The sequence below is a fragment of the Winogradskyella litoriviva genome (assembly GCF_013249065.1).
Classification (GTDB): domain Bacteria; phylum Bacteroidota; class Bacteroidia; order Flavobacteriales; family Flavobacteriaceae; genus Winogradskyella; species Winogradskyella litoriviva.
In genome coordinates, this window is sequence record NZ_JABRWQ010000002.1 from 349,891 (window position 1) to 365,576 (window position 15,686).

The following is a 15,686-nucleotide window of genomic DNA, read 5'->3' on the forward strand; positions in this document are numbered from 1 at the left end:
ATTTTTTCCTCTCATAAAACTAACAATAATGATTTCTAAAACATTAAAATCTACCCTAATTTGCAGTATCATTTTATTATCTAGCTGTAAAGAAGAAACCAAAAAACCTATTGAAACAGCAATGAGCGACAATGTATTAATTCAAGAATGGACAGGGCCTTACCAAGGTGTTCCGGCTTTCGATATAATCTCTGTGGAAGCTATTAAACCGGCTATGGAAGAAGCGATGAAGTTAAATCTTGCCGAAATTGAAGCAATCGCCAATTCTACTGAAGCTGCAACGTTTAAAAACACCATTGCTGCCATGGAAAGTGCTGGTAAACCACTAGACCGTGTTTTTGCGTATTATGGCATTATGGGAGCTAACGTATCTTCTCCGGAGTTTAGAAAAATTCAATCCGAATTAGCACCAAAACTTTCTGACTTTAGGTCTAAAATCTCTCAGAACGAAAAACTATTCAAACGCATAAAAACCGTTTACGATGCCGCTCAAAAAACACCTTTAGATCCGCAAGAGCAACGTGTTGTAGATTTAATTTATAAACGTTTTGAAATGAATGGCGCCAATCTTAATGCCGAAAAGAAAGCGCGTTATGCTGCCATTAACAAAGAATTATCATCATTATACACGGATTTTGCAAATAACGTATTGCACGACGAAGAAAACTACATCACGTATTTAAACAAAGACCAACTCGGTGGTTTAGCGGATGGTTTTATTAAATCTGCTGCAAAAATAGCTACAGATAAAGGTCAAGATGGAAAATATGCCATCACAAATACGCGCTCTTCTATGGATCCTTTTCTAACCTATTCTACAGAACGCGAATTACGTAAACAGGTTTGGGAAAATTACTACTCTAGAGGCGACAATGGTGATGAATACGACAACAATACGATTATAGCTCAAATTTTAAATCTTAGAAAAGAACGCGTTGCGCTTATGGGTTATAAGAATTATGCAGAATGGCGCTTACAAGACCGAATGGCAAAAACACCAGAAAATGCTATGGACTTAATGCTTAAAGTTTGGCCTGCAGCAACGGCTAGAGTTAAAGAAGAAGTTGCTGACATGCAAACCGTAGCTAATGAGCTTGGTGATAAAATTACTATTGAACCTTGGGATTATAGATATTACGCAGAGAAAGTACGTAAAAAGAAATACGATTTAGATAGCGATGAAGTTAAACAATACCTACAATTAGATAAACTTACCGAAGCTATGTTTTATGTGGCTGGCGAATTATTTAACTACAAATTTACGCCTGTTGAAGAAGGTACAGTTCCTGTATTTCATGAAGATGTGAAAGTTTGGGAAGTTACCGATAAAGACTCTGGCAAAAATATTGGCCTATGGTATTTAGACCCTTATGCACGCCAAGGCAAACGTTCTGGGGCTTGGGCTACAACGTATAGAAGCTCAGCATCTTTTGAAAGCGATATGAATGTGCTAGCCTCTAACAATTCTAACTTTGTTAAGCCTGCGCCTGGTGAAGCTGTTTTGGTATCATGGGATGACGCTACTACATTTTTTCATGAATTCGGACACGCACTTCACTTCTTCTCGGCAGATGTAAAATACCCAACTTTAAATGGAGGTGTTAGAGATTATACAGAGTTTCAATCGCAATTACTAGAACGTTGGTTATCTACCGATAATGTAATCAACAAATATTTGGTGCATTATAAAACAGGTGAACCGATACCTGCTAGTTTAGTAGAAAAAATTAAGAAAGCGTCAACCTTTAACCAAGGCTTCGGAACGACAGAATACTTAGCTTCGGCACTTATGGATATGAAACTACATTTAGCAGACCCTACTGATATTGATATTGATACTTTTGAACGTGAAACTTTAAACGAATTAGGCATGCCTAAAGAATTACCAATGCGTCATAGAACACCGCAATTCGGACATGTATTTTCTGGCGAAGGATACGCAACAGCGTATTATGGTTATATGTGGGCAGATGTTTTAACAAGCGACGCGTCTGAAGCGTTTAAAGAAGCCGAAGGTGGTTTTTATGATAAAGAAGTGGCAAATAAATTGGTGAAATACTTGTTTGCGCCTCGTAATGCCATGGATCCAGCGGAAGCTTACAGAAAGTTTAGAGGACGTGATGCTAAAATTGAAGCTTTAATGCGCGATCGTGGCTTTCCTGTACCTCAAGAATAATCGTTTTTAATCTATAGAAACACCGCTTCTAATACGACATATATGAAACAAATATTAAGCCTCACAATGGTATTATTACCGCTTATCTTAATTTCTCAAAATTCAGAAAGCTATTTTCCTGTTGAAATAGGTAAAGAAAAACAACTGACTTGGTATAACGATACGTATGTAGAATCATTTACGGATTCAACAGAACTTGGTGGTGAAACATATTATGTGTATTCGCAAAAATTTAAAAACAACACCATAGAAATGCCTATAAGAATAAGTAATGACACAGTGTATCATTGGAATGAGGTAAAGAATAAGCATCAAGTCTTTTTCGGAATCAATCCAAAGGTTGGAGAGACTATTGGCATCGGAACGATTAAAAAAATTGACGCAAAACTAAAAACACCCAAAGGCAAATTAACCGACTTACTTGTTATAGAAATGACCTATTCAAATGGGGTCACAGACAAAAGGTATTACAAAAAAGGGGTTGGTTTAGTTGCTGTAAAAAGTAAAAAGGGCTTAATCTGTTATTATGTCCCAGAGTAATAATCTTAATAATACCAAATCCAAAGAATGGTTAAGTTTAATTACCGAAATATTAGCAAAAGGAAATTCGCTTTCTACCAAATACATTACTGAAGTATTAGGAACCGAAAACACCATTTACAAAAGGAATCAACGTGGTTCAAAATTTCTAAGGCCTAAAAACAAATATTTAAGCTATATCGCCATTAATCCAGATTTAGAAGACGACGAAACAGACCAGCCTATTTCCTTTTTAGTGTGCAGTGGAGAACAATTAAACCTTAAGCTAAAAGACTTATTAGATCTATTTCCAAATATGGAAATTGTTGAAAACACTTATGATGGCGGAATTCAATTATTCTTTCATCCGGTGAATAGTCGCTTTAACTTTACAGCTGTGGCTTGCCAACTTTTTACAGACTATAAAAAACTAGACGACCTAAAACATGTAAACATCAACGAAATTTCATTTATGTTTCAACCACATAAAATTAAAACAAGAGCAGGATATTCAATGTCTAATTCTAACGCATAAAACGTCCAGAAATATTACCTTCTATAATTTGTACTACATCATCAACATTACTATAATTCACATCACCTTCATAAGTGTGTTTTAAAGCACATGCGGCACACGCAAATAACATCGCTTTATAGTCATCGTAATGTTGTAAACCGTATATTAATCCTGCCGCAAAAGCATCGCCTGTACCAATACGATCTACAATGTGCGTAATGTCTAAATCTTCGGTTTCTCTAAACTCTGTTCCATTCCACATTCGAGCTCTAATCTTATGCCAAGAGGCATTTAATGAGGTTCTAATCTTATCAAATACTTTTTCTATGGAAGGGAAAACGTCCATCAATTGCTGACTCGCTTTCTGAAAATCGTCATTAGAATAACTATAAGTCGTACCCAATACTTCATTAATTTCATTAATACCACCTATAAATACATTAGAATAATGTAACAGTTCGGTTAATGCTTCTTTTGGGTCTTGACCATATTTCCATAAGCCACTTCTATAGGTGGGATCTGCAGAAACGGTTAATCCTTTCTCATTTGCTAATTTTAAGCCTTCTTTTAAAGTATCGTAAGCGCCTTGGGTTAGCGCTGGTGTAATGCCTGTCCAGTGCATCCAATTACCTTTCCGCAATGCTTTTTCCCAATCGACCATAGATGGTAAAATTTCAGAAAATGAAGAATGTGAGCGATTATAGGAAATCTGACTCGGTCGCATAACCGCACCAACTTCCAAAAAATAAACGCCCAAAGGACGTTTAGAACGCACAACAGACGATGTACTTACACCAAATTTCCTGATATAAGAAATAGCTGTATCACCTATAAAATCTTCCGAAACTACACTAATATGCTTTACATTTCCTCCAAAATTGGCAATAGATATGCCTACATTTAATTCGGTTCCGCCAAAGTAAAATTCTACAATATTAGACTGCATAAATTTTTTATTGCCTCGTGGCGAAATACGCATTAAAACTTCTCCAAACGTTATAATCTGCTTCATGTTGGTAGCTTTAGATGATTAATAAGTAATTTTAAAATCCAAAAGATACGGACTTAATTTTATTTCAATACATTTAATAGAAATAAAGTCTGAATAAAATGCTTTAATAAATAATAATGAATTCAAACCTCATAGAAACAAAACGCCTGATTCTAAGACCAATTACAAAAAATGATGTGCACGACTTTTTTGAGTTAGATGCTAACCCAAAAGTGCATCTCTTTTTAGGTAACAAACCGGTAAAAACCATTAAAGAATCGGAAGCCATGATTGATAGTATCTTAAAACAATACAAAACCAATGGCATCGGACGATTAGCTATTATCAAAAAAACAACAAATGAATGTATAGGTTGGGCTGGACTTAAATATGAAGAAAACCTAAGAAAGGAATTCAATTATTACGATTTAGGCTACCGACTAAAAGAACAGTTTTGGGGAAAGGGCTATGCAACAGAAGCGGCTATAGCGTCCTTAAACTATGGGTTTAAAGACTTAAAACTTAAAGAAATTGGAGCTGCCGCAGATGTTAATAATATGGCTTCAAACACAATTCTAAAAAAAATAGGCTTAAAGCCTGCTGGTACGTTTACTTATGAAGATACATTGTGCAATTGGTACCTTTTACAAAATCCTAATTTATAAATTAAAGCACAAAAAACGCAGTTAAAATATATGAGGTTTTAAGCTTCAAAAATCTTAACTGCGCTATTTTAAGTACCTAGTTGACTATTCTTGCAATACAAAGTTAATAGGAATACTATACGGTACACTTACGTTTCGGTCTCGTTGTCTTCCTGGCTCCATCGTTGGCAATAGACTCATTATACGTTCTGCTTCTTTCTCTAACAAATGGTTAGGCCCTCTACTTTTTATCTTAGTAATTTTCCCGTTTTTATCTATTAAAAAAAAGACGAATACTCTACCGTGAATATTAAGGTCTGCCGCTGCTTGTGGATATTTAAAGTTCTTTAATAAATGGGCTTGCATTTTCTCTTCAAAACAAGCTCTTAATTCTGCATTGGTGCCTTTACAACCAGGGAAAGTAGGCACTTTCTCTATAACTGAAAAAGGAACTTCTATATCTTCTTCGACCTCAACGACCTCAACTTCTTCTACATTAACTTCTCTTTCTTCAATAATATCATCTTGGCCTATTTCTGTACTTTTTACAACGGTTTCTTCAACCTCCGCAACATCTTCTACTATAGTAATCAATTCGGTTATCACCGGCTTTTGTGCAGGAGGTGGTGGTGGCGGAATATTAATGGTTGTAATCGGTATGTCCTCATCAAACTGATCGTCTAACATTAATACGTCAGCTTTAATCGTATCTGTATTGTAAGTCTTATGTTCTAATCCTACATATGTAAGAATCAACATTACGTTTAAGCCAACAGCAAAATACAAACTGCTGTTTCGACCTACATCGGCTTTTGGATTTTTTTTGAGTTCCATGACGTTTGATTTTATATTCTAAAGTTAATCAACAAAAACCTAAAAAATAATGATATCCGTCATGTTTAGCTTTGGCTAAAATCAACATAAATGTCTAAAGTTTATCTAATTGATTGTCGTTTTTATCCTCACTAATCGTCCAAAAGAAACCTACAAAAAAGAACTGATCGGCTGCTGGTGTTAATGCACTTCTACCAAACTGACCATTTACATCTGGTGTATTGGCGTATTGATAACCATTAATATTTCTAAACCCTAAAACATTGTTAACTGACAAATAAAGAATCTTTTGCTGATCGATTAAATAGGCCCAATTTAAACTTAGACTATTAAACGTTTTGGTGCGCTCACTTAATAACAAATCTGTATTGGGATTAGTATATGGCCTTCCGGAAGAAAAGCTATAAGACATACCTACTTGGCTCTTCCATTTGTCAATCCAATACTTCCCTACCAAAGACAAATTATGATTGGTAGCATAATTGGGTTGTGCTGCAACTTCAAAATTTTCATAGTTACGCTCGGTGTCTAAATAAGAATAACTCAACCAGTAATCTACATTTTTAATACTCGTGTTATCTCTCCAGAAAAAATCGAGACCTTGGGCATAGCCATCACCTAAAGTATTAAAGTTAGAATCAAATTGTGCAAAGTCCGTATCGTACTTTATTAAGTGGTCATAATCCTTACGGTAGGCTTCTGCTCTAAATAATTTTCCATTGTTTACATATTGATAATTAAGAATATAATGTGCTGTCTTTTGTGCTCTTAAGTGGTGTTCAAACTTTAAAACATCACTATTTGGGTTTTGAAAAAAGTGACCATAAGCTAAAGAAAACTGTCCGTTCTTTGATGCTTTATAAGCCAAAGCAGCTCTCGGAGCTAATTCTGCGGACTTAAAAATAGAACTATAATCAGCACGCAAACCAACTTTTAATGCCAAATCTTTAGAGAAAATAAGGTCGGCTTCTGTAAAACCTGCCGTGATAGTATTGTCGTAACCATAGGTCTCGTCTAAACTACCATCCTTATAGTGCTCTGTATATTCTGTAATAAATTGCTCCGCACCAAAACTGAGTTTAAATCTGCTGTTAAAACGCTTTTTTAATTTCATCTTTAAATGGGCTGAGTTTTCTGTACCATCAATATCACTGACCTCAATGCCTAATGTATTCTTCGCATACGTATAACTAACACCTGTACTCATCGTCCAGTTGGCGCCTAATACGCCTTTATAAGAGGTGTTTAAATAGAAATTACTATTGTTTAATTTAAAGTCTATACCATCTTCATAATTGATATCCTCTTGGGTAAGTTCAAATTGTGAGGTATCAAAAGCAGCATAAAACTTTAGCATACCATTATTTAACTTTTGTCTAAACACAGTTTCGCCTTGCGCTCCTCTATATGGTGTTTTCCAATCGTTTCTATCTTTAAAAACTTCGAGATAGGGTCCTAGATTAATATATGAGACATTAAAACTTAAAGACGACTTATCCCATTTCTGCGTATTGCCTAAGGTAGCACCAACACTCATAATGCCTATATCGGTTTTTTCTTGGGTAGGTTCATCTATAGTATTTAGCAACAAGACACTAGATAAGGCTTGCCCATACTCCGAAGAATAGCCGCCTGTAGAAAAGGTAATACCATCAAATAAAAATGGCGAATAACGACCTCGCGTTGGCGAATTATTTGGAGCTGGCGTATAGGGCGTAAAGACCCGTATGCCATCTATAAATATCTGCGTTTCATCTGCACTGCCACCGCGCACAAATAAACGGCCATCTTCAGATACATTAGAGGTGCCTGGTAAGGTTTGTAACGCACCCACAAAATCGCCTAAGGCACTGGCTGTGGTAACAACATCTAAAGGTTTCAAAACCGAAACCTTACTATTATCATTGGCTTCAAATGTTCCTGCACTTAATACCACAGCATCTAATGATTCTACATCTGCTCTTAATTTAATAGTTAAATCTTTGAGCTCTGATACAGGCTTAACAATAGATTTGGTTTCAAAAGATAAAAAGGACACCACTAAATTTTGGGTGCCGTTTTCTGCTGTTGAAAATGTAAAATAACCGCGCTCATCTGTAGTCACACCATCATAAGTGCCTTCTAAATACACATTGGCGCCACTAATGGGCTCGTTTTTGGCATCGATAACTTTACCTGAAATAGTGGTTTGTCCGTTAACGAGACCAAAGAGTAATAAAATGAGAATAGTGATGAGCTTGTTCATGTTTTTGATTGATTAAAAGTTCGTTTCTTAATTGATAAGACAAACTTCTACAATTTTACATGCACAAAGAATTCTATGTGACCCAACTGTATTTTTTTAATGACGAATTGAATATATTTGAAAATGGGTCTTATAAAAAATTTAGCATTCAGGTTTATAATTAGTATGAGTATCGCTTATTCAATAGCGCAACAAAGCAAGGATTTTGAAACCTTAATACTTATTATAGTATTTATTTTACTTTTTGCCTTACTCACATATATGGCTAAAAAATTTTAGCTAAGACTCCAATTACAATAGTTCTACCCACTACCAATAACGACCAACCAGCAACCAGACCATTTACTTCTTAAAGGGACGAATGATTAATCGGGCAGCTTTATCAAAATTAATGTAGTTATACGTCCAGTTGAATAATACAATCACACGGTTTCTAAAACCGACTAAAGACATTAAATGAACAAACATCCATACAAACCAAGCAAAAAAGCCACCAAATTTATAATGTTTTAAATCGACTACAGCTTTATTTCTACCAATGGTTGCCATGGATCCTTTGTCTTTATACACAAATGGTTTCAACGGTTGGTTATCTATTAATCGCAATAGGTTTTTACCTAACAAATAACCTTGTTGAATAGCAGGTTGCGCAACTTGAGGATGTCCTTTTGGATAGGCTTCCGTGGGCATTAACGCAATATCACCTATGGCAAAAATACGAGTATAACCGTCTACTTGATTATATGCGTTAACATTATAACGGTTCGCTCTTTCCATTATAGCTTCTGGTTTTAACCCATGGATTGGCGCTCCTGTTACACCTGCTGCCCAAATTAAGGTTTCAGATTCCATGGTTACACCTGTATTAGTGGTTACGGTTTTGCCATCATAATGTTTTACAATAGTACTACAACGCACCTTTACACCTAAACGCTTTAAAAACGTTTCTGCTTTTTGCGAGGCATGTTCACTCATGGGTGGCAAAACACGATCGGCACCTTCTAGTAAATGAATGTGCATATCATCAGGATTCAAATCATGATAATCTCTAGGTAAGATATTATTCTTAAGTTCGGCTATAGCACCTGCCAACTCCACGCCTGTGGGTCCTGCGCCTACAATTACAAAATTAAGATAGGCTTCGCGCGCTTCTAAAGTAGTGGCTATCGCTGCTTTTTCAAAATTCTCTAATATTAAGCTCCTAATATCTAAGGCTTGCGGAACCGATTTCATGGGCATACTATGCGTCTCAATGGCCGTATTGCCAAAATAATTGGTTTTGGTGCCTGTGGCAATTACCAAATAGTCATAACTTAAACGGCCTATAGAAGTGATAATGTCCTTAGACTCGGGTATAATTTGTTCCACTTCGGCTAAACGAAAAAAGGTATTTTTATGCTTTTTTATAATCTTACGTAACGGATATGCTATAGAATCGGGCTCTAAACCAGAACTAGATACCTGATACAACAAGGGTTGAAATGTATGATAATTGTGCTTATCTATTAAAACCACTTGCACATTTTTATTCGCTAAGGTCTTTACCAAATGTACGCCTGCAAAGCCGCCTCCTATAATAACAATTCTTGGTAAACTAGACTGAGGAATATTCATAACTTTAGGGTTGAAATTATAGTATAAAAATACGAATAATCACAATCATATGGCTGCACTATAACTTTTCTTAAATAAATTTGTAACAAAACAGAAACTCATACTACTAATGAGATAACCAACCTAACTCATCAATTGAATAAAGAACTAGAACATAGTTTTGTAGAACAGTTGCAAAAACATCAAAACATTGTACATAAGGTGTGCCGTTTGTACACTAACAATGTCGATGCGCATAACGATTTGTTCCAAGAAATCACCATACAATTATGGCGGGCTTATCCTAAATTTAGAGGCGATGCTAAATTTAGTACTTGGATGTATCGTGTGGGACTAAACACCGCAATTACGTTGTACAGAAAATCGAAACGACGAATAGATACACAGGCTTTTGATGCTGTAGAGTTTAAAATTAAAGCGGAAGACTATGATGATACAGAAGAGCAACAATTAAAACTCTTATACCAAGCAGTTCATCAATTAAATGATATTGAAAAAGCTTTGGTCCTATTGTATTTAGAGGATAAAGACTATAGGGAAATCAGTGAAACCTTAGGAATTACTGAAGTTAATGCGCGTGTTAAAATGAACCGCGTTAAAAAGAAATTAAGAACCATACTTAATCCGTAAAATTATGGATGAATTAGAATTATTAAAGAAAGACTGGAAGCAAAACGAAAATCAGTTTCAAACATTTTCGGATAGCGATATATATACAATGAGCCACAAAAAGTCATCGTCTATTGTAAAAACTTTATTTTACATTAGTTTGGCAGAATTGGTGTTTTGGATACTTATTAACTTCCTTCCCTTTGTCCTTTCGGATCGCATGAAAGCACAACTCGAAGAAATGAGCCACAGCTGGATTTACATGGGCTTAAATATATTAAGCTATGGCGTTATTATACTGTTTATTTATCTCTTATATACGGCGCACAAAGCTATCTCTGTTACAGATAATGCCAAAAAACTAATGGAGAGCATTCTTAAAACACGTAAAATAATTAAGTATTACGTGCTTTATAATTTATGTATTGCCTTATTAAGCATTCCGTTTTCACTGTACTTCTCCATTAATGAACATCCTGAAATCTCCCAACAACTCAACGCAGCAACTTCTAAAGAACTGGTGTTAATTGGTTTAATTACCGTAGTAGTAACGGCAGTGTTTCTAGGGTTAATTTGGCTGTTTTATAAACTTATTTACGGGATTCTTATAAAACGCCTCAACAGAAATTATAACGAATTGAAAAAGTTAGAAGTGTAACTTAAATTAATATAAGTTTAACTACTAAAAAAATAGCATCAAATTCATTTTTTAATGAAACATTGATGCTATTTTTTTTAGTTAAATTAATCCGTTATTTCCGCTGACCTACAAACTGCTGACTCTTCAATTTAAACAACACATTAAAGCTGGTTAAACTACCATAACTTCTAGTAATATACTGCTGCAAATCTATCTTTTCTTGTTCTTCTAAATTACTAGAGTTTATCTTTTGCTCCATAACACGCAAGCGGTCACGTACCATTGTTATTTTATGAAAGAAAGTGTCTATCGGTAATACTTTGCCTTGTAAATTAGTATCACCTGGTTCCATAATTAATTTACCGCCTTTCCATTTGTCTGCAATGGATACGACTTCAGACACGTCCGACCATTTCTTTAGTATCGACTTTAAACTTTGCTCTACTTCAAAAAAGCTGATGGTATCTACCTCATCTTCGGCAGCTTCTATCACCTCAAATTCCGAATCAATTGCAATTGTCTCTAAGCCATTGTCTATAAAAGTAACCCAATAGTGTTTTGAAGTGACATTGGTTACAACTCCTTTTCCATATGTTGTGTGATTAATCCTTGATCCTATACCTAATAATTTCATCTGTTTTTATATGCTTTAATTCTGTTATACGGGTTTCTATGATGCGCTACTTCTAATGATTTTTTCACTTTTAATGAGAAAAAACAGTACCGTTAAGCGCTATTTTAAAGGAACTAAAATAAAGAAAAAATAAAACCTAAAACGGTATTTTTCCGCAATTGTTAAGTTTTATTTAAAGCCTATTCTAATTCCTAAATTCTATTTATTTTTGCGACAATCTCAATATAAATTAATATAATTATGAAAAAACTATTATTTACACTGTTATTTTTTGGATTATGTTTTTCAGCACAAGCTAGCAACGACCCTAAAGTTGGAGATGAATTAATTATTAAAGCCCCTGTTACACAATCCTATCATTACATTAAATTCCCAAAACCAAACATTCTAATTAAACGTGGTACCGTTACGGGTTATAAAAGTGTTCGTAACAATACCGTAATTGTTAGCGCTGTTACAACCAATGATGATGGCTCTATTGAGGTAGAACTAACCAAAAAAGATGGCACTAAATTCTTTGGCTTCTTAAGTAAAGTCAAAGCGAATTACACCAAAGCCATCGACGCTAACGAACTGGCCATTGCGAAATAAAAACAGCCGTATATAAACAAAAAAGTATGCTATAAGTCGTAGCATACTTTTTTAGTTTAGTTTGTGGGTATCAACTCTTCAAACAACCCAATACACTAACGCTTCTTCCGCTTAGATGGACTTTCCTTAAGCTTTACATATATAAGTTTCTTATGGCCTCTGGAGTCTTCGCGTCGTTCTATTTCAAAATTACTGATGGACTTAATTAAAGGGGTTAACTTTTGAAAACCATAATTACGAGAATCAAAATTAGGTTGTTTCTTTTGCAATAAACTTCCCACATCACCCAAAAAGGCCCAACCATCATCATCGGCTACATCATCTATAGTTGCAGAAATAAATCTAATTTCTTTTTGCGTTATTTTATCGTAATCGTTCTTAGCGGCTTTTTCAGTTTCAGTGGATTCAGATGCACTTTCAGAATCTTTATTTTTCAGAATTTCAATATAAATAAACTTATCACAAGCCACTATAAAAGGGTTTGGTGTTTTCTTCTCACCTATACCATAGACTTTCATACCTGCTTCACGCAAACGGGTGGCCAAACGTGTAAAATCACTATCACTAGAGACTAAGCAAAACCCATCGACCTTTTCTGAATATAATATATCCATAGCATCGATAATCATAGCCGAATCTGTAGCGTTTTTTCCTGTGGTATAACCGTATTGCTGAATGGGTGTTATGGCATTTTCTAACAACATATTTTTCCACTTAGACAAATGAGGCTTGGTCCAATCGCCATAAATTCGTTTAATGGTCGGATTGCCATACTTTGCAATTTCTTCCATCATTTCTTTTACATAAGCAGATGGAATGTTATCACCATCAATTAGTACTGCTAATTTTATATCTATCACGTTTATTTGTTTTTACAGGTTGTAGTATGATCATAAAGGTAATAGGTTTCCCTGAGAAACGGCTTTAATTTATGTGTTATCAGCAGAGAACCTTTTAGGTGGAAGCAGTTATAGTATGTCCAAGCACCTTGGCCATAGCATACAACTACACCTCAACTTTTTTCCATATCAACTCACTATTAAGCTGAAAGCTGCCAATGTAATCAAAATGGCAACTCGCCGGATCAATAATAGACAAAAAGGGTTCTTCTTTTTTATCGTTATACAAATGATAGGTCTCTCCAATAAGAGGTTCAAAAGTATAACGCGCATTATACACCAATGTATTATACTCTAATTCTAGCATCATCTTCTCGTAAGCTGCCTTTAGCTCTAAATACTTGGCTTTTATTTGTTTATTGGCTTTGTTTACGTTTCTAGATTTCCAAGATGAGTTATCCGTTACCTGTATTGCTGGTGCACCAACATTAGTGGCATAGGGCTTTAAAGCCGCATCATAACGTTGTGTGTCTTGGTTAAACACCACCTGATCTGGTTTTTTCGCTTCAGACATAAATTTCGCACTTTTTACAAAGATAACTCGCCTTTAATGGCCACAAAAGTGAATTAACGTTCTTTTTTTTATTAACTTAGGCTATTAAGTATAAATAACTACAACTTTGATTAAAAAAATAGGGCCGTTAAACCTCTTTATTCTAGCAGTATGTGTTTTAATAATTGTGGTGGCAGAATACATGTTTTTAAGAGGTGACCAACTGCATGCGATTTTTATTGGACTTTGGGCACCAACGCTTTTAGGACTGGTAATCTTTATAAAACAGATATATAATGGAGGCCAATGAAATCGTTTTAACATTCTCCGTAGTTGTTTCGGCTTGCGTTATTGTTTGGGCTGTTTTAGTAATACGGGCGTACAATAAAATTGGGCGAGAGGATTAAACCAGCGTATATACTTAGGGCTACCCAAACCGTTTTGCTTAAAACGATGTGTATATAATCCCAACGCATCGCATACCCAGTACACAACTAAAGAAACAGGGTCGAATTTCCATAGCTACCTAAGACTTAAAAACACAGCATAATCACTATCACAAAAGGCTATTTACCAGCATATTACAGTATTTTCTTTATCAACTATTCATTTTTACGATATTTGTAATGCCCTTTCGGGTCAGACTTATAATTCTTCAAAAACACCCTTTATTTTTACGGTCATTTTAAAAAATTATTAGAAAATTTAACATTTTTATACAAAATGCTTATTTTCAATTACTTACGTATTAATTTATTTTTTATATGTTTGACCCACAGCTATTTACAAAATTAAAGTTTTGCTGTTTATAATATCCGGAGTTATAAATAGAAATAGCGAATCCCCAAATACCTTATTTGTCCAGAACGAGTCTGGGCATACATTAACCAGATGTGCATGTACTCTAAAATGCCAAAAGTGCTGCACGTCCTAAATATTATTTATTATGGCAAAGAATAATTCATTTATTAGACTAGAAGGAACACTTGATGGGTTAACCTTCTTCAGAAAAAACGGTGAGAATTTTGTAAAAACAAAAAGCCGTGTGAGTCGTAACCGTATTTTAAACGATCCAGCCTACAAACGAACGCGCGAAAACATGCAAGAGTTTGGTGGCGCAGCGCGCGCTAGTAAAGCCTTTAGAGAAAGTTTTGCCACCATTGCACGCCTAGTTAGTGATAGCTATGTAAGCGCGAGATTAACAGGTAAAATGCGAAGTATTATACCTAATGGTGTGGGCTTAAGAGGACAACGTACTATTAATTTGGTCGATAATTCCGAACCGTTTTTAGGACTCAACTTCAATGTAAGCAAGCCTTTTGATAGACACTTTAATGCGCCTTCCGATGGACCTGTTATTACAGCGAGTCGTGATACCGTAAACTGGTCCTTAGCCGATTTTAATACAGATACCTACGTACGTGCTCCAGAAGGGGCTTCTCACTTCAAATTGGCTTTAGCTGCTGGTTATGTGAGTAATTACGAATGGGTACCGGCTTTAAAATCTTATGAGCCTGTAGAGGAAGTGCCTAACGGTATTGGTGCCGTAACCTATAGTGATGCTATTGCCTTAGGTGGCATGGTTGGCGCTGCTACGGATTTAACGGTAGATCTAACCGCTTACGCACCAATCCCTGTTACAACAGCACTGTTTGCTAGTACAGCGATTGTATTCTACCAAATGGTGAATGGTGAGTTGTACGAATTGGCTCAAGGCCATAGTATGAAGATTGCTGTTACTGGGTAATACCCAATTAGGAGCTAAAGGCTAAAGACCTATAGCTAATACCCAAAATATCCCGTATGGTTATACTGTACGGGATTTTTTTATGCGTCATACAATCAGCTATGGCTTAATTATACAACTAACAAAAAATCAAAACAAAGGCTTACAAAACTGTTAAAGCGCTTATCGCTAATACAAGTAAATTTAGAGGGCTAAAATTTAGCACAAGTAACACAGCCTATAGAAGTTTAGGCTCAAATAACACCTCCTTAAATGAGGTCTTGATATGTTTAGATAAACATAAACGTATCTTCATCCTTAGGTAAAGCTCTAGTAATGCGTCTGGCATTGCTAACGTCTTCTTTTAACACCTCGTTTTTAGGCGCTACTGGTTTAGGCTTTAAAATAAAATCCATTAAGTGTTGTATCGGTTTCATAGCACAGAAAATTTGTTATACTAAATATACGCACTAAAACCGATTTTAGATGTCAATAAGTAACACAAATCAGCTAATAATCATAGAATTAGCAATTTTTTAACACTGTGGTAGTGT

The 15,686-nt window shown here is 35.3% G+C and carries 17 protein-coding genes; 9 read left to right on the forward strand and 8 right to left on the reverse strand.

Annotated elements, in window-relative coordinates:
- The first annotated feature begins 28 nt into the window (after positions 1-28).
- Genes HNV10_RS05520 through HNV10_RS05530 form a run of 3 tightly spaced genes read left to right on the forward strand, consistent with a single transcriptional unit; the run spans position 29 to position 3,230 of the window.
- Positions 29-2,176, forward strand: a complete 2,148-nt coding sequence (locus tag HNV10_RS05520) for a M3 family metallopeptidase (RefSeq protein ID WP_173300326.1) — start codon at positions 29-31, stop codon at positions 2,174-2,176.
- A 42-nt stretch (positions 2,177-2,218) separates the two neighbouring features.
- On the forward strand, positions 2,219-2,716 hold the full coding sequence (locus tag HNV10_RS05525; protein ID WP_173300327.1) for a hypothetical protein: 498 nt from the start codon (positions 2,219-2,221) through the stop codon (positions 2,714-2,716).
- Positions 2,703-3,230: a hypothetical protein gene (locus HNV10_RS05530; protein WP_173300328.1), complete on the forward strand. Its 528-nt coding sequence runs from the start codon at positions 2,703-2,705 to the stop codon at positions 3,228-3,230. The genes HNV10_RS05525 and HNV10_RS05530 overlap by 14 nt, the downstream gene beginning before the upstream one ends.
- Here the strand turns inward: HNV10_RS05530 and HNV10_RS05535 are convergent.
- Positions 3,220-4,224 carry a sugar kinase gene (locus HNV10_RS05535; RefSeq protein ID WP_173300329.1) on the reverse strand — a complete coding sequence of 335 codons (1,005 nt, stop codon included), beginning with the start codon at positions 4,222-4,224 and terminating at the stop codon, positions 3,220-3,222. The genes HNV10_RS05530 and HNV10_RS05535 overlap by 11 nt on opposite strands.
- 116 nt (positions 4,225-4,340) lie before the next feature.
- Here HNV10_RS05535 and HNV10_RS05540 point away from each other — a divergent pair, with 116 nt between their 5' ends.
- Positions 4,341-4,868 carry a GNAT family N-acetyltransferase gene (locus tag HNV10_RS05540; RefSeq protein ID WP_173300330.1) on the forward strand — a complete coding sequence of 176 codons (528 nt, stop codon included), beginning with the start codon at positions 4,341-4,343 and terminating at the stop codon, positions 4,866-4,868.
- A gap of 84 nt (positions 4,869-4,952) precedes the next feature.
- Here the strand turns inward: HNV10_RS05540 and HNV10_RS05545 are convergent, their stop codons facing one another.
- The 3 genes from HNV10_RS05545 to HNV10_RS05555 all read right to left on the reverse strand — a co-directional run bounded on the left by HNV10_RS05545 (position 4,953) and on the right by HNV10_RS05555 (position 9,540).
- Positions 4,953-5,681 carry an energy transducer TonB gene (locus tag HNV10_RS05545; RefSeq protein ID WP_173300331.1) on the reverse strand — a complete coding sequence of 243 codons (729 nt, stop codon included), beginning with the start codon at positions 5,679-5,681 and terminating at the stop codon, positions 4,953-4,955.
- Between the two features lie 94 nt (positions 5,682-5,775).
- Positions 5,776-7,926, reverse strand: coding sequence for a TonB-dependent receptor (locus HNV10_RS05550; RefSeq protein ID WP_173300332.1), 2,151 nt, complete (start codon positions 7,924-7,926; stop codon positions 5,776-5,778).
- 342 nt (positions 7,927-8,268) lie between these two features.
- Complete coding sequence (locus tag HNV10_RS05555) at positions 8,269-9,540, reverse strand: NAD(P)/FAD-dependent oxidoreductase (RefSeq protein ID WP_173300333.1); 1,272 nt, start codon at positions 9,538-9,540, stop codon at positions 8,269-8,271.
- Positions 9,541-9,675: 135 nt separating this feature from the next.
- On the opposite strand from HNV10_RS05555, the gene HNV10_RS05560 reads away from it, so the two are divergent.
- Both HNV10_RS05560 and HNV10_RS05565 read left to right on the forward strand, forming a co-directional pair.
- On the forward strand, positions 9,676-10,170 hold the full coding sequence (locus tag HNV10_RS05560) for an RNA polymerase sigma factor (RefSeq protein WP_173300334.1): 495 nt from the start codon (positions 9,676-9,678) through the stop codon (positions 10,168-10,170).
- A gap of 4 nt (positions 10,171-10,174) precedes the next feature.
- Complete coding sequence (locus HNV10_RS05565) at positions 10,175-10,807, forward strand: hypothetical protein (protein ID WP_173300335.1); 633 nt, start codon at positions 10,175-10,177, stop codon at positions 10,805-10,807.
- Positions 10,808-10,901: 94 nt separating this feature from the next.
- Here the strand turns inward: HNV10_RS05565 and HNV10_RS05570 are convergent, their stop codons facing one another.
- Entirely contained in the window at positions 10,902-11,423 is a 522-nt protein-coding gene (locus HNV10_RS05570) for a hypothetical protein (protein WP_173300336.1), read from the reverse strand.
- Positions 11,424-11,663: 240 nt separating this feature from the next.
- On the opposite strand from HNV10_RS05570, the gene HNV10_RS05575 reads away from it, so the two are divergent.
- Entirely contained in the window at positions 11,664-12,014 is a 351-nt protein-coding gene (locus HNV10_RS05575; RefSeq protein WP_173300337.1) for a hypothetical protein, read from the forward strand.
- A 95-nt stretch (positions 12,015-12,109) separates the two neighbouring features.
- On the opposite strand, the gene HNV10_RS05580 is transcribed toward HNV10_RS05575, so the two are convergent.
- Together HNV10_RS05580 and HNV10_RS05585 are read right to left on the reverse strand one after the other, a co-directional pair.
- Positions 12,110-12,871, reverse strand: coding sequence for an NYN domain-containing protein (locus tag HNV10_RS05580; protein WP_173300560.1), 762 nt, complete (start codon positions 12,869-12,871; stop codon positions 12,110-12,112).
- Positions 12,872-13,019: 148 nt separating this feature from the next.
- A complete protein-coding gene (locus tag HNV10_RS05585; RefSeq protein WP_173300338.1) occupies positions 13,020-13,427 on the reverse strand; it encodes a DUF2452 domain-containing protein in 408 nt (135 codons plus the stop codon).
- A gap of 106 nt (positions 13,428-13,533) precedes the next feature.
- Between HNV10_RS05585 and HNV10_RS05590 the strand changes: the two genes are divergently transcribed.
- Together HNV10_RS05590 and HNV10_RS05595 are read left to right on the forward strand one after the other, a co-directional pair.
- On the forward strand, positions 13,534-13,716 hold the full coding sequence (locus tag HNV10_RS05590) for a hypothetical protein (RefSeq protein ID WP_173300339.1): 183 nt from the start codon (positions 13,534-13,536) through the stop codon (positions 13,714-13,716).
- Positions 13,717-14,352: 636 nt separating this feature from the next.
- Positions 14,353-15,153, forward strand: coding sequence for a hypothetical protein (locus HNV10_RS05595; protein WP_173300340.1), 801 nt, complete (start codon positions 14,353-14,355; stop codon positions 15,151-15,153).
- A 269-nt stretch (positions 15,154-15,422) separates the two neighbouring features.
- Here the strand turns inward: HNV10_RS05595 and HNV10_RS05600 are convergent, their stop codons facing one another.
- Positions 15,423-15,569 carry a hypothetical protein gene (locus tag HNV10_RS05600; protein ID WP_173300341.1) on the reverse strand — a complete coding sequence of 49 codons (147 nt, stop codon included), beginning with the start codon at positions 15,567-15,569 and terminating at the stop codon, positions 15,423-15,425.
- Between the last annotated feature and the right edge of the window lie 117 nt (positions 15,570-15,686).